Here is an 18,200-nt window from a genome sequence, read left to right as displayed (position 1 = left end):
CCCGGCTTCAGCCGGGTCTGTTGGGACTGCACTGAACAAAAAACGTCAGGCAGCAACCGTCTTGGCCACGTCCTGATAGTCCTCGATCTGGTCGAAGTTCATGTAGCGGTAGATGTCCTTGCTGCTGGCATCGAGCACGCCGATGTCGGCCATGTACTCTTCCTTGGTCGGGATGCGACCCAGGCGCGAGCAGATCGCGGCCAACTCGGCCGAACCCAGGTACACGTTCGAGTTGCGGCCCAGACGATTCGGGAAGTTGCGGGTCGAGGTGGAGAACACCGTCGCGCCCTCACGCACCTGCGCCTGGTTGCCCATGCACAGCGAGCAGCCCGGCATTTCCATGCGGGCGCCGGCGGTGCCGAAGGTGCCGTAATGGCCTTCCTTGGTCAGCTCCGAGGCGTCCATCTTGGTCGGCGGGGCCACCCACAGCTTGGTCGGAATGTCGCGCTTGCCTTCCAGCAGCTTGGCCGCCGCACGGAAGTGACCGATGTTGGTCATGCACGAACCGATGAACACTTCGTCGATGGCCGCACCGGCCACGTCCGACAGCGTCTTGACGTCGTCCGGATCGTTCGGGCACGCCACGATCGGCTCGTGGATGTCGGCCAGGTCGATCTCGATGACGGCGGCGTACTCGGCGTCGGCATCCGGCTGCAGCAGCTCCGGGTTGGCCAGCCACGCTTCCATCTTCTCGATGCGGCGGGCCAGCGAACGGGCGTCCTGGTAACCCTCGGCGATCATCCACTTCAACAGCGTGATGTTGCTGGTGAGGTACTCGATGATCGGCTCCTTGTTCAGGTGCACCGAGCAACCGGCAGCCGAACGTTCGGCCGAGGCATCGGACAGTTCGAATGCCTGCTCGACCTTCAGCTCCGGCAGACCTTCGATTTCCAGGATGCGACCGGAGAAGATGTTCTTCTTGCCGGCCTTGGCCACGGTCAGCAGGCCCGACTTGATCGCGTACAGCGGGATCGCGTTGACCAGGTCACGCAGGGTCACGCCCGGCTGCATGGTGCCCTTGAAGCGCACCAGCACCGATTCGGGCATGTCCAGCGGCATCACACCGGTGGCGGCGGCGAAGGCCACCAGGCCCGAGCCGGCCGGGAACGAAATGCCCACCGGGAAGCGGGTGTGCGAATCGCCGCCGGTGCCGACGGTGTCGGGCAGCAGCATGCGGTTGAGCCAGCTGTGGATCACGCCGTCGCCCGGACGCAGCGAGACGCCGCCACGGGTCGAGATGAATTCCGGCAGCGTGTGGTGGGTCTTGACGTCGACCGGCTTCGGGTAGGCTGCGGTGTGGCAGAACGACTGCATCACCAGGTCGGCCGAGAAGCCCAGGCACGCCAGGTCCTTCAGCTCGTCGCGGGTCATCGGACCGGTGGTGTCCTGCGAGCCCACCGAGGTCATCTTCGGTTCGCAGTAGGTGCCCGGGCGCATGCCCTGGCCTTCCGGCAGGCCACAGGCGCGGCCGACCATCTTCTGCGCCAGCGAGAAGCCCTTGCCGGTGTCCGGCGGGTCCATCGGCAGGCGGAACAGATCGGTCGGGGCCAGGCCCAGCGCTTCGCGCGCCTTGGCGGTCAGGCCACGGCCGATGATCAGCGGAATGCGGCCACCGGCACGCACTTCGTCGAACAGCACGTCGGACTTCACCTGGAACTCGGCGATGACCTGCCCGTCCTTCAGTGCCTTGCCGTCATACGGACGCAGCTCGACCACGTCGCCCATGTTCATCTGCGACACGTCCAGCTCGATCGGCAGCGCGCCGGCGTCTTCCATGGTGTTGTAGAAGATCGGGGCGATCTTGGAGCCCAGGCACACGCCGCCGAAGCGCTTGTTCGGAATGAACGGAATGTCTTCGCCGGTGAACCACAGCACCGAGTTGGTGGCGGATTTGCGGCTCGAACCGGTGCCCACCACGTCGCCTACGTAGGCGACCAGATGGCCCTTGTCCTTCAGCGATTCAATGAACTTGACCGGGCCGCGCTTGCCGTCTTCTTCCGGCTCGATGCCATCGCGCTTGTTCTTCAGCATCGCCAGGGCGTGCAGCGGGATGTCCGGGCGGGTGGTGGCGTCCGGCGCCGGCGACAGGTCGTCGGTGTTGGTTTCGCCGGTCACCTTGAGCACGGTGATGGTCAGGCTCTGCGGCACTTCCGGGCGGCTGGTGAACCATTCGGCATCGGCCCAGCTCTGCAGCACGCCCTGGGCGTGGGCATTGCCGGCCTTGGCCTTTTCCTGGACGTCGTGGAAGGCGTCGAAGACCAGCAGGGTCTTCTTCAGCGCTTCGGCGGCGATCGCGCCGACCGCGGCGTCGTCGAGCAGCTGCACCAGCGGGGCGACGTTGTAACCGCCGAGCATGGTGCCCAGCAGTTCGGTGGCGCGCTCGCGGCTGATGAGCACATTGGTTTCGCTGCCGAAGGCGATGGCGGCCAGGTACGAGGCCTTGACCTTGGCGGCGTCATCCACGCCGGCCGGAACGCGGTGGGTCAGCAGTTCCAGCAGGAACTCTGCCTCGCCGGCCGGCGGGTTCTTGAGCAGTTCGATGACGTCGGCCGTCTGCTGGGCGCTCAGCGGCAGCGGCGGGATGCCAAGCGCGGCGCGCTCGGCTACGTGGTGGCGGTAGGCTTCCAACATGACAACTCCCGGGTGATTCTTTGAAGAATACGGTTGAATACTGCGGTGGAAAAACGGGGCTCAGGCGTGCGGCACGATCAGCTTCAGGCCCTTGAAGTAGTCGCGGTAAAAGGTGTCGTTCCAGGTGATCAGGCCGTCGCACTGCAGCAGCGCATGGGCGCCGACCATGAAGTCGTCGATGCCACGCCGGCCGCTGCCACGCTGCCGGTGGCGGCGGTGCATCTCACCGGCACGCAGCGCGGACTTGGCTTCGAGCGGGCTGAAATGGATGCCCATTTCCTCCAGCGCTTCCTGTGCTTCGGTACCGCCGCGCAGCGCGGCGCAGATCTCGGCCAGCACCACCCCGCAGATCACCACGCGTCCCCCGACCAGGCTCTGGCGAAGGCAGGCTTCCACCGCATCGGCCTGCGGGCCGTTGCTGAGCAGTTCGATGAGGACCGGGGAATCGACGGCGATCATGCGGCGCTCATTCCTCGTCGCGCACGGTGCGCACGGCCGCGTCGGCCGACTCGAAACCGTCCAGCGCGAACTTGCCGCGTGCACGGGAAATGGCGTCGTCCACGCTCTTGCGCAGGATGATGCGGCTGCCGTCCAGCTCCACCTTGAGCTGGGTGCCCTTGGTGAGGCCCAACGCATCGCGCACTGCCTTGGGCAGGGTGATCTGGCCGCGCTCGGCGACGGTGGCTTCCATGGGGTAGGCCCGGTTTGGTATGTACGAATTATACATACCTGACCATCCATACCGCCACGGTACTGACCGGCTGCGGGCTGAACCCCCGGCGGCGTGAAGGCGCCTCGCCCAAGAAAGGGGCGAAATGTCGGCATATCCGCCGATTTGTGACGTAAACGGCTGAATGGGTGGATTGATTCACTAGAATGAAAGAGCTGTACACCTCCATCGCCTAGAGAAGGACATCCCCCGATGCGCAACACCGCACTTGCCCTGGCCCTGTTGTTGGCCGCCCCGCTGACCCTGTCCACCCCGTCGGCCCACGCCAATCCGTTCGGCGGCTACAAGACCGGTACCGAGATCACCCAGAAGCAGATGGATGCCGCTGAAGTCGGCAAGACCACGCAGGACCAGATCCGCGAGGCCTACGGCGCCCCCAGCCGGCGCGAGCAGCTCGGCGATACGCAGATCTGGTACTACGACTACGTCAACATCAAGCACTTCGGCAAGAATGTGCAGGAAGCTACGGTGTTCGAGTTCAACAAGAAGGGCCTGCTGTCGGCCAAGTCGAAGTCCAATGCCGTGGGCAAGACCGGCAACCCGCTGATCGACGCCGCCAACGGCAAGTAACGGCGCAGCACGCTTTCCCCGACGGGGCGCCCTTTGGCGCCCCGTCCGCGTTTGTGGGGCCTGCGTGATGACACAGGCGCTACATGTGGCTGTGTAACCTTGCGTTCTGTCACTGGCCGTCCATGGCCCGGCGCGGGATCGCTCATACTGGCTGCGATCCGGTGCCCCTGGGCTACCGGCAAAACACGCAAGCAGGCCTGCTCCGGGCGGGCCATCGCAAGCCATCCGCAAGAGGAGTCACCCCGCATGAGCGATTCGTTCTCCACCCGCAGCCAACTCGACGTTGGCGGCCGGACCTACGACTACTTCAGCCTGCCCAAGCTCGGACAGCAGTTCGACATCTCCCACCTGCCCTATTCCATGAAGATCCTGCTGGAGAACCTGCTCCGGCACGAAGATGGCGGCGCAACCGTGGGCAGGGACCACATCGAGGCCGTGGCCCGCTGGAACCCGCGCGCCGAACCGGACATCGAGATCGCCTTCATGCCGGCCCGCGTGGTGCTGCAGGACTTCACCGGCGTGCCCTGCGTGGTCGACCTGGCCGCGATGCGCGATGCGGTGGTCAAGCTGGGCGGCCGCCCCGAACAGATCAACCCGCAGATCCCCTCCGAGCTGGTGATCGACCACTCGGTGCAGGTGGATGTATTCGGTACGCCGGACGCCCTGGACCTCAACGGCAAGATCGAATTCCAGCGCAACCAGGAACGCTACGGCTTCCTGCGCTGGGGCCAGAAGGCCTTCGACAACTTCAAGGTGGTGCCGCCCAACACCGGCATCGTCCACCAGGTGAACCTAGAGAACCTGGCGCGTGTGGTGATGACCGCCGACGTCGATGGCAAAGCCGTGGCCTACCCCGACACCGTGTTCGGCACCGACAGCCACACCACCATGATCAACGGTATCGGTGTGCTGGGCTGGGGCGTGGGCGGCATCGAGGCCGAAGCCGCGATGCTGGGCCAGCCTTCGTCCATGCTCATTCCGCAGGTGGTGGGCTTCAAGCTCACCGGCCGCCTGCCTGAGGGTGCCACCGCCACCGACCTGGTGCTGACCGTCACCCAGATGCTGCGCAAGCACGGCGTGGTGGGCAAGTTCGTCGAGTTCTTCGGCGAGGGCCTGCAACACCTGCCACTGGCCGACCGCGCCACCATCGGCAACATGGCGCCCGAGTACGGCGCCACCTGCGGCATCTTCCCGATCGACCAGGAATCGCTGAACTACCTGCGCCTGTCCGGGCGCAGCGAGGAGCAGATCGCGCTGGTGGAGGCCTATGCCAAGTCGCAGGGCCTGTGGCACGACGCGCAGACCGCGCATGCCAGCTACAGCGCCACGCTGGAACTGGACATGGGTGAGGTCAAGCCGTCGCTGGCCGGCCCCAAGCGTCCGCAGGACCGCGTACTGCTGCAGGACGTGAAGCAGAACTACCGCGACAACCTGGGCGGGTTGACCACCAACCGCGACAAGCGCAATGCCGACGTGTCCACCTTCGTCAATGAAGGCGGCGGCGCCGCCGTGGGCAACGAGCAGCTGGCCAGGGGCTACGCCGATGTCGAGATGGACGGCGCGCGCTTCCGGCTCAAGGACGGTGCGGTGGTGATCGCCGCGATCACCTCCTGCACCAACACCTCCAACCCGGCGGTGATGATCGGTGCCGGCCTGCTGGCGCGCAATGCGGCCGCCAAGGGCCTGGACCGCAAGCCGTGGGTGAAGACCTCGCTCGGCCCGGGCTCGCGGGTGGTCACCGATTACCTTGAGAAGGCCGGCGTGCTCACCGAACTGGAAAAGGTCGGCTTCTACGTGGTCGGCTACGGCTGCACCACCTGCATCGGCAATTCCGGTCCGCTGCCCACCGAAGTCAGCGCCGGCATCGCCAGCGGCGACTTGGTGGTGACCTCGGTGCTCTCGGGCAACCGCAACTTCGAGGGCCGCGTGCACCCCGAAGTGAAGATGAACTACCTGGCCAGCCCGCCGCTGGTGGTGGCCTATGCGATCGCCGGCACCACCGACATCGACCTGACCACCGAACCGCTCGGCACCGGCAGCGATGGCCAGCCGGTGTACCTGCGCGACATCTGGCCGAGCAACAAGGAAATTGGCGACGTCATCGCCGCCACCATCGGCCCGGAGATGTTCAAGCAGAACTACGCCGACGTGTTCAAGGGCGACACCCGCTGGAACACCATCCAGTCGCCCGACGGCGACCTGTACGACTGGGATGGCAGCTCCACCTACATCAAGAACCCGCCCTACTTCGACGGCATGACCATGCAGGTCGGCCAGATCGACGACGTGCACGGCGCCCGGGTCATGGGTCTGTTCGGTGATTCGATCACCACCGACCACATTTCCCCGGCCGGCAACATCAAGAAGGATTCGCCCGCCGGGCGCTTCCTGCAGGAACGCGGCGTGCAGCCGGCCGACTTCAACAGCTACGGCAGCCGCCGCGGCAATGATGATGTGATGGTGCGCGGCACGTTCGCCAACATCCGCATCAAGAACCTGATGTTCGGCGGCGAAGAAGGCGGCAACACGCTGTACTTCCCGAAGGCCGGCGGCGAACCGGAGAAGCTGGCGATCTACGACGCGGCCATGAAGTACAAGGCCGAGGGCGTGCCGCTGGTGGTGTTTGCCGGCAAGGAGTACGGCACCGGCTCGTCGCGCGACTGGGCGGCCAAGGGCACCAACCTGCTGGGCGTCAAGGCGGTGATCGCCGAGAGCTTCGAGCGCATCCACCGCTCCAACCTGGTCGGCATGGGCGTGCTGCCCCTGCAGTTCAAGGCCGGCGAGAACGCCCAGAGCCTGGGGCTGGAGGGTTCGGAAGTCATCGACATCGGCGGCCTGGACAATGGCGTCAGCAAGACCGCCACCCTCGTCGCGACCAAGGCAGACGGCACCCGCACGACGTTCCAGGCCCACGTCATGCTGCTGACCCCGAAGGAAGTGGAGTACTTCAAGCATGGCGGGCTGCTGCAGTACGTGTTGCGGCAGTTGGCGGCAAAGGGCTGAAACACGGTAGCGCCGGCCAAGGCCGGCGCTACCGCAACCCTGAACCGTCTATTTTTCATATTTTTGCCAAATCCACCCTTTCATCCCATCCGGGGTATGCTGGGTCCATCGCCGTTGCCTGGACCCACGCCATGCTGCACGCCCTCAAGTTCGACCCGATCACCGAGTTGACCCGCACCACCGCCTCCGCGGTGAAGGAGCACTGGCGCAAGGTCATGCAGGAGGTGCGCGAGCGCCAGATGGTGCTGGTCACCAACCACAACGAACCGCAGGCGGTGATCATCTCCGCCGAGCAGTACCAGGCCCTGCAGGCCCAGGTGGTGGACCTGCAGCGCAACCTGGCGTCACTGCGCGAGCAGACCCCTGCCCTGCAGCAGCTGCGCGACAGCTTCGATGCCCGCCTGTCCAGCCTTGATGACGCCGGCGCCGCCCGCAAGGCGCACGCCCTGCTGCGCAAGCCGGCGCGGCTGAAGGGCAAGGTCCAGGCCGGCACCGGCTACTGATGCCGCGTCCGTTCCTGTTCGTGCTGGCCGGGGTCAACGGCGCCGGCAAGAGCTCCATCGGTGGCCACCTGCTGCGTGAGGCCGGGCTGGACTGGTTCAATCCCGACGCATGGGCCCGCCAGCTGCGCATCGAACTGCACATGACGCAGGCCGAAGCCAACGCGCAGGCCTGGGCCGAAGGCTACCAGCGCCTGCAGGCCGCGATCCGCGAACGCCGCAACCACGCGCTCGAAACCACCCTGGGCGGCCGCTCCATCGCCGCCACCCTGGCCGACGCCAGTGCCAGCCATGACGTGCTGGTCTGGTATTGCGGCCTGGCCTCGCCCGAACAGCACCTGGCCCGCGTCCAGGCGCGCGTGCGGGCCGGCGGCCACCCCATCAGCGAGGCCGACATCCGCCGGCGCTTCCCGATGGCCCTGCACAACCTGGCCGTGCTGATGCCGCGACTGGCCCAGCTGCAGGTCTACGACAACAGCGTGGATGCCGCGCCCGGCGACGCGGTTCCAGATCCGCAGCTGCTGCTGCAGATGGAGGCCGGCCGCCTGACGTGGCCCGCGCCGGATGATGCCGCGCAGCTGCGGCGCACCCCGTCCTGGGCGGTGCCGCTGATGGAAGCGGCGCTGCAGTGCGACGAAGCCGCTGCCGGGGAGGACCCATGACCCCTTTTTTCACGAATCCTTCGCGTTTTCCATTCGGACCGGTATGCTGCCGGTGACTGAAACGACGGATACTCTCCGTCACCGCACGACACCATCAACGTTTCCTGGAGGGGGAATATGAGTCTGGAACGTCCCTGGCTGCAGAGCTATCCCAACGGCGTACCCGCCGACATCGACGTCAACGAATTCCATTCGGTGTCGGCCGTATTCGACGCTTCGGTGGCCAAGTTCCGCGACCGCCCCGCGTACTCCAGCTTCGGCAAGGTGCTGACCTACGGTGAGACCGATGCCCTGGTCGAGCAGTTCGCCGCCTACCTGCTGGGCGAGCTGAAGCTCAAGAAGGGTGACCGCGTCGCCCTGATGATGCCCAACTGCCTGCAGTACCCGGTGGCCACCTTCGGCGTGCTGCGCGCTGGGCTGACCGTGGTCAACGTCAACCCGCTGTACACCGCCCGCGAGCTCCGGCACCAGCTGGTGGACTCCGGCGCCGCCGTGCTGGTGGTGGTGGACAACTTCGGCGACACCGTGCAGCAGGTCATCGCCGACACGCAGATCAAGCAGGTCATCACCACCGGCCTGGGCGACATGCTCGGGCTGAAGGGCGTGGTGGTCAACTTCGTGCTGAAGTACATCAAGAAGATGGTGCCCAACTACAGCCTGCGCGGCGCGATCCGCTTCAACCAGGCGCTGAAGCTGGGCAGCGGCCACACCCTGCCGAAGGTCGAACTGGACCACGACGACGTGGCCTTCCTGCAGTACACCGGCGGCACCACCGGCGTGGCCAAGGGCGCCATGCTGACCAACCGCAACCTGGTGGCCAACATGCAGCAGGCCTCGGCGTGGATCTCCGCGTCGGGCGTCGAGATGGGCAAGGAGTGGATCATCACCGCCCTGCCGCTGTACCACATCTTCGCACTCACGGCGAACGGGCTGGTCTTCATGAAGTTCGGTGGCTGCAACCACCTGATCACCAACCCGCGCGACATGAAGGGCTTCGTCAAGGAACTGAAGGCGACCCGCTTCACCGCCATCACCGGCGTCAACACGCTGTTCAACGGCCTGCTCAACACCCCCGGCTTCGACGAGATCGATTTCTCCTCGCTGAAGGTCACCCTGGGTGGCGGCATGGCCGTGCAGCGCGCCGTGGCCGAGCGCTGGAAGAAGACCACCGGCGTCACCCTGGTCGAAGCCTACGGCCTGACCGAGACCTCGCCGGCGGCCTGCATCAACCCGCTGAACCTGGCCGAGTACAACGGCGCGATCGGCCTGCCGATCCCGTCCACCGACGCCTGCGTGAAGGACGACAACGGCGTGACCCTGCCGGCCGGCGACGTGGGCGAACTGTGCATCCGCGGCCCGCAGGTGATGAAGGGCTACTGGCAGCGCCCGGAAGAAACCGCCAAGGCGATCGACGCCGAGGGCTGGCTGCACACCGGCGACATGGCACGCATGGATGAGCAGGGCTTCTTCTTCATCGTGGACCGCAAGAAGGACATGATCCTGGTGTCCGGCTTCAACGTGTACCCAAATGAGGTCGAAGACGTCATCGCGATGATGCCCGGCGTGCTGGAAGTGGCGGCAGTGGGCGTGCCCGACGAGAAGTCCGGTGAAGTGGTCAAGGTGGTCATCGTCAAGAAGGACCCCAACCTGACCGCCGAGATGGTCAAGGAGCACGCCCGGGCCAACCTGACCGGCTACAAGCACCCCAGAATCGTCGAATTCCGCAAGGAACTGCCGAAGACCAACGTCGGCAAGATCCTGCGCCGCGAACTGCGGGATGCGCCCGCCGCGTAAGGGTTTCACCCAGCAGACAGGGCCGTGCCAGCGCCCGCAGGGAGTCTCCTTGCGGGCGCTTCACTTTGCGCGCATAGAATCACTGGCCACCGCGCGTTTCCTCCCGCCCCCTTGATTCTCCGTCCGCAATGCGGTCGGCCGGACGGTCCTACGGAGAACTCCCATGTCTGCCATCCATCCCTTCGTTCGTCCCCACCTCCACCCGACCCTGCGCATCACGGAAGAGACCCAGCGCGACGTCTACTGGATCCACATGCACGCCAACCTGGTGGAACAGCCCGGCCGGCCGTGCTTCTCCTCCGGCCTGGTCGACGACATCGTCAACTACCAGCGCAACCTCGCCGAGCGCCTGGTCATCGCCCATGCGCAGTCACCCCATGTCGTGCTTGCCTCGGACAGCGACGTCTTCAACCTGGGCGGCGACCTTGACCTGTTCTGCCGGTTGATCCGCGAAGGCGACCGCCCGCGCCTGCTCGACTACGCGCAGCGCTGCGTGCGGGGCGTGCACGCCTTCCATGCCGGCCTGGGCGTGCAGGCCCACAGCATCGCCCTGGTCCAGGGCAACGCGCTGGGCGGCGGGTTCGAGGCGGCACTGAGCTGCCACACCATCGTGGCCGAGGAAGGCGCGATGATGGGCCTGCCCGAAGTGCTGTTCGACCTGTTCCCCGGCATGGGTGCCTATTCCTTCATGTGCCAGCGCATCAGCCCGCGTCTGGCGGAGAAGATCATGCTGGAGGGCAATGTCTACAGTGCCCGTGAGCTGCTGGCGATGGGCCTGGTGGACCGGGTGGTGCCGGCGGGCGAAGGCGTGGCCGCGGTGGAACAGGTGATCCGCGAAAGCAAGCGGATTCCGCATGCCTGGAAGGCGATGCGCCAGGTGCGTGAAGTGGCCGGCATGGTGCCGCTGCACGAGATGATGCGCATCACCGAAATCTGGGTGGATACGGCCATGCAGCTGGGCGAGAGGTCGCTGCGCACCATGGACCGGCTGGTGCGGGCGCAGGGCCGTCGCACCAGCGAACCGTCCTGACCCGGCTCATGTCGTCAGGAAGGGGAGCACTCGTCGCCGTCCGAGCGCCGCAGGGATGCGGCACGGGCATCGAGTGCCTTCCTGCCCTGGCGCAACGCACCGGTGACGCCGGCCACGCGTGAGCGCCACTCCGCGCTGAGCTGCCAGTCGGGCATCGACATCAGCTCGCCGCCGGCCTGGGCTACCCGGACCAGGCCCAGGTTGCTGGACACGCCGCGCAGTGCATGTGCGTGTTCACGAAGTTCGTTCCATGCCTGATCGTTGCCGGCACGCTGGATCTGCATCAGGCAGTTGTCGGCATCGCTCATGCACTGAGCCACGAATTCCGCTTCAAACCCGTCGCCCATGCCCAGTGCCGCCAGCTCGTCGAGCAGGCTCGGGTCGAGCGCGCCGCCGGCCAGCCTCGGCGTCGCGGTCTCCACCACCTGGGTGGTTTCCAGTCGTGCCTGGGCATTGCCGGCGACATCGGCCAGCGTATCCAGCAGCCGGGTCGCCACCACCGGCTTGGCCAGGAACGCGCGTGCGCCGGCCTGCTCGCAGCGCAGGATGGAATCGGGGGTCACATCGGCGCTGAGGATCAGCACCGGCGTGTACGGCAAGCCGCTGACCTGCATCACCCGCAGCTGCTTGAGCATGTCCAGGCCACTCATGCCCGGCATATGCAGGTCCGCGATGACCGCATCGAAACTGCTTTCCGACAGCAGGTCCAGCACCTGCTCGCCGCCGTTGACGCAGACCACCTTGTGCCCCGCCTTCTCCAGCAGCCGCTGCATGACCATGCGGTTGGCCTCGTGGTCGTCGGCCACCAGCAGGCGCATGCTGCGGACCCGCGCGCGATGGCGCAGGAATGGGTTGGAGAAGGCGATGATGTTGCCGCCCTCCACCGGATCCGGCACCGGCGCGGTGGACACCGTGGCGGCGCTGAAGCCGATCTCGAACCAGAACAGGCTGCCGTGCGGCAGGTTCGGCTGGTAGCCGATCCGCCCGCCCATCGATTCGACCAGGCCCTTGGCGATGCTGGTCCCCAGGCCGGTGCCTTCGTGGCGCCGGGCCAGGCCCACGTCGGCCTGCTCGAAGGGGTCGAACAGGCGTTCCTGCAGGGAGACCGGCACACCAATGCCGCTATCCAGTATTTCGAAACGCAGCTGCACCCGCTCCGCGGTGGCCTGGGCGGCGCGCACCACGCGCAGCTGCACGAACCCGGCATCGGTGAATTTCACCGCGTTGCCCATCAGGTTGAGCAGCACCTGCTGCAGGTGCCCGGCGTCGCCGCTGAGTCGCGGCGGCACGCTGTCGCCGACCAGCACGCGGTAGTCCAGGCGCTTGCTGCGCGCCTGCGGGGTGAGGATCAGATCGACCGCCTGCAGCACGTCCGCCAAGGCGAACTCGTGCTGTTCCACGCGGACCTTGCCCGCCTCGATCGCCGAGATGTCCAGCACCTCCTCGACCAGTGCCAGCAGGCTGCGCGCCGACGCCTGGATGGTGTTCACGCACTCGCGCTGTTCCTCGTCCAGGCGCGTGGTCGCCAGCACTTCGGTCATGCCCGACAGGCCGTTCAAGGGCGTGCGGAACTCATGGCTCATGTTGGCCAGGAAGCGGCTCTTGGCCTCATTCGCTTGGCGCGCTTCCGCCACTGCGCGGGTCAGCGCGTGAAGCAGCGAATCGAAGTACAGCGGAATCGCACCCAGGCCCAGCAGCAGGCCCCACGCCAGGTAGCTGTGCGCCTGCCAGTACGGGGAGAACAGCACCGCGCAGAGGAAACCGGTGCAGCCCATGGCCGTGGCCACGCGCAGGTAGGTGCTGCCATAGCGCATGCCGTTGCCGATGGTGACCCACATCAGCACGGCATACAGGGGCGCGGCCGATTCGCCCTGGATCAGCATGATCACGCCCATGCACGAGTAGTCGGTCAGCATGCCGATCACCCGGCGCACGTGCGACACCCCCGGCTGGACCAGGATCGCGGCCAGCAGGCCCGCGGACACCGTCAGCTCGAAGCCCAGGATCAACCAGGTGGCCAACGGCGTGCCGCCACGTCCATCCAGGTAACGCCAGCCCAGGAACGCGATGAACAGCGTGGTGATGGCGATGCGGATCAGGTTCTGCGCGTGCTCGCTGTCCGGGCGATTGGACAGGCGTTCCTTCAGGCGGGAAAACGGCCCATGCATGTCACATCCCCGGTCGGGATGAGGCGGTGGAGTGCTGCGCACAGATCGCGTCCAGCTGCTCGCGACCGCGCAGCAGCGCGTCCACGCAGCGCGGATCGAACAGGCGTCCGCGCTGGGCGTACAGATAGGCCAGCGTGGCTTCCATCGTCCAGGCTTCCTTGTACGGGCGCGGCGAGATCAGGGCGTCGAACACATCGGCCACTGCCACGATCCGCGCTTCCAGGGGAATCGCTTCGCCCACCAGGCCGTCGGGATAGCCGCTGCCGTCGTAGCGCTCGTGATGGCGCAGCGCGATCAGCGCGCCCACCTGGATGAAGCGGTTCTGGCTGCCACTGAGCAGCTCATAGCCGATGCGCGGGTGACGGCGCATGATCGCCATCTCTTCCTCATTGAGCTTGCCCTGCTTGAGCAGTACCGAATCGGGAATGGCGATCTTGCCCATGTCGTGCAGCGGCGCGGCCATTTCGATCAGCTTGACCTCGTCTTCCGGCAGGCCGAGCTGCTCGGCGATCAGGCCGGTGACGTGCGACATGCGCTCCAGGTACGCGCTGGTGCCCGCATCGCGGAACTCGATGGCGCGGGCCAGCCGCGACAGCGTCTCGCGCTCGCGCTCCTCGACCTCATGCATGCTGGCCAGCAGGCGCTGCTCCAGCGACAGGGCGCGCTGTTTGACGTTCTCGGTCTGCTGGCGCAGCTGCAGCAGGTTGTAGCAGCGCGCACGCAGTTCGCGCGGGCGGATCGGCTTGACCAGGAAGTCGATCACGCCCGCTTCGAGCGCGGCCTGGCGGATCGGCTCGTCACCCACCACGGTGATCAGGATCACCGGAATATCGCGATGCTTGGGCAGCCGACGGAAGCGGCGGGCGAACTCCAGCCCATCCATCTCCGGCATGCGGTAGTCGAGCAGCAGCAGGTCGACCCCATGCGACTCGCACCACGCCAGCGCCGTGAGCGGGTCGCCGAAATCATGCACGCTCAGTTCTGGCGCGATGTCTTCGATGACATGCCGCAGCATGGTGCGCGCGGACGTTTGATCGTCAACGATGACTATGTTCAAGGCTGCTTCCGTCGTCTTCCTGGACCACACTGGAACATGCTGCGGAAAGGATACTCCGCCGCTTTGCATACCGGCACCTTGCATCGGACCACCTCCGTCATGATCTCCCCAGTTCATGATCGTGGTCATGGTGTGATGCGCATGTCATTCACACCTGGTCCCGTCATGGTCCGTGGCCACAACGTCCCGGGGGACGCTTCTCAAGGCCACGCGGAAACCATACCCGCCCGGCCACGGTAGCGGAACCCCACAGGACGGCCCGGATGGGGGCCATCCTGACGGAAGTCTCAGTTTTCCGGGCGCATATAGGGGAACAGCAGCACATCACGGATGGAACTGCTGCCGGTCAGAAGCATGACCAGGCGATCAATACCGATGCCGAGGCCACCGGTCGGGGCCATACCGTACTCCAGCGCACGGATGTAGTCCGCGTCGAAGTGCATGGCCTCGTCGTCGCCGCCTTCCTTGGCCGTCACCTGCGCCTGGAAGCGTGCCGCCTGGTCTTCGGGGTCGTTCAGCTCGGAGAAGCCGTTGGCCAGCTCCTTGCCGTTGATGAACAGCTCGAAGCGGTCGGTGTAGCCCGGCTGGTCGTCGTTGGCGCGGGCCAGCGGCGAGACCTCGACCGGGTGGTCGGTGATGAAGGTCGGCTGCACCAGGGTGTGCTCGACGGTGGCCTCGAAGATCTCCAGCAGCAGCTTGCCCCAGCCGTAGGACGGCTTGACCCGGATCTTCAGGCGTTCGCAATGGCGCAGCAGCGCCTCGCGGTCGGTGCAGTCGGCCGCGCTGATCTCGGGGTTGTGGTGGCGGACGGCCTCGTCCATGCGCCAGCGGCGGAACGCCGGGGCCAGGTCGATGGTCGCGCCGTCCCACTCCACCGTGGTGGTGCCCAGCACCTTGCTGGCCACGTCACGGATCACGCCCTCGGTCAGGTCCATCACTTCGGTGTACGTGGCGTAGGCCTCGTACAGCTCCATCATGGTGAATTCGGGGTTGTGGCGGGTGCTGACGCCTTCGTTGCGGAAGTTGCGGTTGATCTCGTACACGCGTTCCAGGCCACCCACGACCAGGCGCTTGAGGTACAGCTCCGGGGCCACGCGCAGGTACAGGTCCAGGTCCAGCGCGTTGTGGTGGGTGGTGAACGGCTTGGCCGTGGCGCCGCCGGGGATGTAATGCATCATCGGCGTTTCGACTTCCAGGAAGTCGCGGTTGTCCAGCCAGGCGCGCATGGCGCGGATGATCCGCGAGCGCTTGATGAACACCTCGCGCGACTCCGGGGTCACGATCAGGTCCACGTAGCGCTGGCGGTAGCGCTGCTCGACGTCGGCCAGGCCGTGCCACTTGTCCGGCAGCGGGCGCAGCGACTTGGTCAGCAGGCGGATGCTGGTGGCCTTGACCGACAGCTCGCCGGTCTTGGTGCGGGTCAGCCCGCCCTCGACAGCGATGATGTCGCCCACGTCCCAGCCCTTGAAGGCGGTGTAGACATCGCCCAGCGCGTTGCCCTGCAGGAACAGCTGGATGCGGCCGGACTCGTCCTGGATCTGGGCGAAGCTGGCCTTGCCCATCACCCGCTTGGCCATCAGCCGGCCGGCCATCTTCACGTGGCGGTCGGTGGCTTCCAGGGCCTCCGCGGTCCACTGTTCGGCGTCGGCAAACTCGGTCTGCAGCGCGCCGGCGAAGTGTTCGCGGCGGAAGTCGTTCGGGTAGGCGATGCCCTGCCCGCGCAGCGCGGTCAGTTTCGCGCGGCGCTCGGCGATGAGGCTGTTCTCGTCGACGGGAGGCTGCGGCGCGGGGGTCTGATCGTTCATGGCGTGGGTCTATGTCCGTGGGGAGGTGCGAACCCCGCCATCATGCCGATGGACGGGGCAGAGTGCGAAAGCCCCGGCAGTGGCCGGGGCGACAGCGCCGGGCCGCGCGTGGCGGCCCGACGGTCAGGCGTCGATGCGTTTGGAGCCGACTTCCAGGCCGGACTTCAGGCTGGCCTCGACGAACTCGTCGAGATCGCCGTCCAGCACCTTCTGCGTGTCCGAGCGCTCGATGCCGGTGCGCAGGTCCTTGATACGGCTCTGGTCGAGCACGTAATTGCGGATCTGGCTGCCCCAGCCGATGTCGGACTTGGTGGCTTCCACCGCGTCGCGTTCGGCGTTGCGCTTCTGGATTTCCAGCTCGTACAGCTTGGCGGCCAGCATCTTCATCGCGTTGTCGCGGTTCTGGTGCTGGCTGCGGCCGGTCTGGCAGGCCACGACCGTATTGGTCGGAATGTGCGTGATACGCACCGCCGACTCGGTCTTGTTGACGTGCTGACCACCGGCACCGGACGAGCGGTACACGTCGGTGCGCAGGTCGGCCGGGTTGATGTCGATTTCAATGTTGTTGTCGACTTCCGGCGACACGAACACCGAGGTGAAGCTGGTGTGGCGGCGGTTGTCGGAATCGAACGGCGACTTGCGCACCAGGCGGTGCACGCCGGTTTCGGTCTTCAGCCAGCCATAGGCGTAATCGCCTTCCACGCGCAGCGTGGCCGACTTGATGCCGGCAACATCGCCACCGGACACTTCCATCAGCTCGGTCTTCCAGCCACGCGATTCGCACCAGCGCAGGTACATGCGCAGCAGGATTTCCGCCCAGTCCTGGGCTTCGGTACCGCCGGCACCGGCCTGGATGTCGACGAACGCCGGGGCGTTGTCCATCTTGCCGGAGAACATGCGCTGGAATTCCAGCTGCTCCACGTGCTTCTGGTACTTGTCCAGGTCGGCGACCACGGCCAGGGCGGTGTCCTCGTCCTGTTCGCTTTCAGCCAGTTCCAGCAGTTCGCCCGATTCGGTCAGCCCATCGAGGATGGTGGCGATGCCGCCCACGGTCTTTTCAAGGCTGGAACGCTCGCGGCCCAGGGTCTGGGCGTATTCGGCGTTGTTCCAGATATCGGGGTTTTCCAGTTCCCGGGTTACTTCTTCCAGACGCTCTTTCTTGGCGTCGTAGTCAAAGATACCCCCTGAGCGAGAGCACGCGATCGGTCAGATCGGTGATTCGCTGGCGCACGGGATTGAGCTCGATCATATCGGCGGTTTTTAAGGCTTGGGACAAGACCGGAATTGTAGCCCAGAGTGCCCGTTCATGTAGATGCACCTGCCGGCGCACCGGCCGGGGCGGTTTCCACGCCACCCGCGCCACTGCCCTGCCCCAGCGCGGCGCGCAGGCCAGGCAGCTGGCGGCGGCTGCACGGCAGCACGGTGCCGTCGGCCAGGTGAACCCGGGCCTCGCCGCTGTCCAGCGGCTCGATCGAGACCAGCACCGCCAGGTTGAGCAGGTAGCTGCGGTGGATACGCACGAACCGCGCCGGGTCCAGCCGCGCCTCCAGCGCCGCCAGGGTACTGCGCAGCGGGTAGTCATGGCCGCGCACGCGCAGGTTCATGTAGTTGCCGGCCGCTTGGGCGTACTCGACATCATCCGTGGCGACCAGGAAATCACGGCCCAGCTTGCGGACCAGGAAGCGCCCGGGCCGGTCCACCGGCTCCACCGGCGGCGCGTCCTCGGGCGCGGCCAGCAGGTGGGCCTCGCCCTGCCGACGGCGTCCGAACCAGCTGAAGAAGTGCTCGATGGCCACGAAGGTGAAGAACGCGCGGACGTCCTTCAGGTACTCGTACAGCAGGCGTGTGGGCCAGCTGGACCCGTCCACGTAGTGTTCGCCGACGCCGGCATAGGCCAGGTGGCGCAGCCCCATCATGCCCACCACGTGGACCAGCGACCAGGCCACGCTGGCGAGCAGGTACACCGGCAGCCGCCGCCGCCAGGTATCGGCGTGCAGCGGCCAGCGCTGGCAGCCCCACCACAGCACCGGCAGCGTGAACAGAATCAGCGTGACACTGCTCAGCTCCCAGACCATCGGCTCCCACAGCGCCAGCACCTCGCCGCGGCGCTGCGCATCCATCACGTCGACGAAGGCATTGGCCACCCCGCTGCCGAGCAGGATGGCACCCCACACCAGCAGGCGGGCAGCAGGTCGCCAGCGGGCGGGGGTGCGCGAGGTCGTTGATTGATCCATCTGCAGAGCTTAAGCG

14 protein-coding genes are annotated in these 18,200 nt (G+C 66.3%); 6 read left to right on the top strand and 8 right to left on the bottom strand.

Going from position 1 to position 18,200, the window contains the following annotated elements; all coding sequences use genetic code 11:
- Positions 1-45 precede the first annotated feature (45 nt).
- The 3 genes from acnB to RT456_RS04090 are packed head-to-tail and all read right to left on the bottom strand — an operon-like array spanning position 46 to position 3,322.
- Positions 46-2,631 carry a bifunctional aconitate hydratase 2/2-methylisocitrate dehydratase gene (gene acnB / locus RT456_RS04100; RefSeq protein WP_313342858.1) on the bottom strand — a complete coding sequence of 862 codons (2,586 nt, stop codon included), beginning with the start codon at positions 2,629-2,631 and terminating at the stop codon, positions 46-48.
- 60 nt (positions 2,632-2,691) lie between these two features.
- Positions 2,692-3,090: a type II toxin-antitoxin system VapC family toxin gene (locus RT456_RS04095; protein WP_313342856.1), complete on the bottom strand. Its 399-nt coding sequence runs from the start codon at positions 3,088-3,090 to the stop codon at positions 2,692-2,694.
- A 7-nt stretch (positions 3,091-3,097) separates the two neighbouring features.
- Complete coding sequence (locus tag RT456_RS04090; protein WP_313342853.1) at positions 3,098-3,322, bottom strand: AbrB/MazE/SpoVT family DNA-binding domain-containing protein; 225 nt, start codon at positions 3,320-3,322, stop codon at positions 3,098-3,100.
- 231 nt (positions 3,323-3,553) lie between these two features.
- On the opposite strand from RT456_RS04090, the gene bamE reads away from it, so the two are divergent.
- The 6 genes from bamE (at position 3,554) to RT456_RS04060 (ending at position 10,920) form a co-directional block, all read left to right on the top strand.
- Positions 3,554-3,931 carry an outer membrane protein assembly factor BamE gene (gene bamE / locus RT456_RS04085; RefSeq protein WP_313342851.1) on the top strand — a complete coding sequence of 126 codons (378 nt, stop codon included), beginning with the start codon at positions 3,554-3,556 and terminating at the stop codon, positions 3,929-3,931.
- Between the two features lie 246 nt (positions 3,932-4,177).
- The gene (gene acnA / locus RT456_RS04080) at positions 4,178-6,934 is read left to right on the top strand and encodes an aconitate hydratase AcnA (protein ID WP_313342848.1); all 2,757 of its coding nucleotides are present in this window, start codon (positions 4,178-4,180) and stop codon (positions 6,932-6,934) included.
- A gap of 131 nt (positions 6,935-7,065) precedes the next feature.
- Positions 7,066-7,437: a type II toxin-antitoxin system Phd/YefM family antitoxin gene (locus tag RT456_RS04075; RefSeq protein WP_313342845.1), complete on the top strand. Its 372-nt coding sequence runs from the start codon at positions 7,066-7,068 to the stop codon at positions 7,435-7,437.
- The gene (locus RT456_RS04070) at positions 7,437-8,096 is read left to right on the top strand and encodes an AAA family ATPase (RefSeq protein WP_313342842.1); all 660 of its coding nucleotides are present in this window, start codon (positions 7,437-7,439) and stop codon (positions 8,094-8,096) included. Before RT456_RS04075 ends, RT456_RS04070 begins: the two co-directional genes overlap by 1 nt.
- Positions 8,097-8,213: 117 nt before the next feature.
- The gene (locus tag RT456_RS04065) at positions 8,214-9,890 is read left to right on the top strand and encodes a long-chain fatty acid--CoA ligase (protein WP_313342840.1); all 1,677 of its coding nucleotides are present in this window, start codon (positions 8,214-8,216) and stop codon (positions 9,888-9,890) included.
- A 163-nt stretch (positions 9,891-10,053) separates the two neighbouring features.
- Positions 10,054-10,920, top strand: a complete 867-nt coding sequence (locus RT456_RS04060; RefSeq protein WP_313342837.1) for a crotonase/enoyl-CoA hydratase family protein — start codon at positions 10,054-10,056, stop codon at positions 10,918-10,920.
- 14 nt (positions 10,921-10,934) lie between these two features.
- On the opposite strand, the gene RT456_RS04055 is transcribed toward RT456_RS04060, so the two are convergent.
- The 5 genes from RT456_RS04055 to RT456_RS04035 all read right to left on the bottom strand — a co-directional run bounded on the left by RT456_RS04055 (position 10,935) and on the right by RT456_RS04035 (position 18,184).
- Positions 10,935-13,088 (bottom strand): response regulator, encoded by a 2,154-nt coding sequence (locus RT456_RS04055; RefSeq protein WP_313342835.1) that lies wholly within the window; start codon positions 13,086-13,088, stop codon positions 10,935-10,937.
- A gap of 1 nt (position 13,089) precedes the next feature.
- A complete protein-coding gene (locus RT456_RS04050; protein WP_313342833.1) occupies positions 13,090-14,229 on the bottom strand; it encodes a two-component system response regulator in 1,140 nt (379 codons plus the stop codon).
- A gap of 203 nt (positions 14,230-14,432) precedes the next feature.
- Positions 14,433-15,950: a lysine--tRNA ligase gene (lysS, locus tag RT456_RS04045; RefSeq protein ID WP_313342831.1), complete on the bottom strand. Its 1,518-nt coding sequence runs from the start codon at positions 15,948-15,950 to the stop codon at positions 14,433-14,435.
- A gap of 123 nt (positions 15,951-16,073) precedes the next feature.
- Positions 16,074-17,199, bottom strand: a protein-coding gene (gene prfB / locus RT456_RS04040; protein WP_313342829.1) for a peptide chain release factor 2 whose coding sequence is annotated in 2 segments (ribosomal slippage) — positions 16,074-17,123 and positions 17,125-17,199 — 1,125 coding nt in all. Because the reading frame shifts where the segments join, the coding sequence is not laid out codon by codon here.
- 55 nt (positions 17,200-17,254) lie between these two features.
- Positions 17,255-18,184 (bottom strand): LytTR family DNA-binding domain-containing protein, encoded by a 930-nt coding sequence (locus RT456_RS04035; protein ID WP_313342827.1) that lies wholly within the window; start codon positions 18,182-18,184, stop codon positions 17,255-17,257.
- Positions 18,185-18,200: the final 16 nt, after the last annotated feature.

Origin of the sequence: Stenotrophomonas sp. (assembly GCF_032099025.1) — a bacterium.
Classification (GTDB): domain Bacteria; phylum Pseudomonadota; class Gammaproteobacteria; order Xanthomonadales; family Xanthomonadaceae; genus Stenotrophomonas.
The sequence above is the reverse complement of the archived record's forward strand: the minus strand, read 5'-3'. Positions and strand labels throughout refer to the sequence as shown.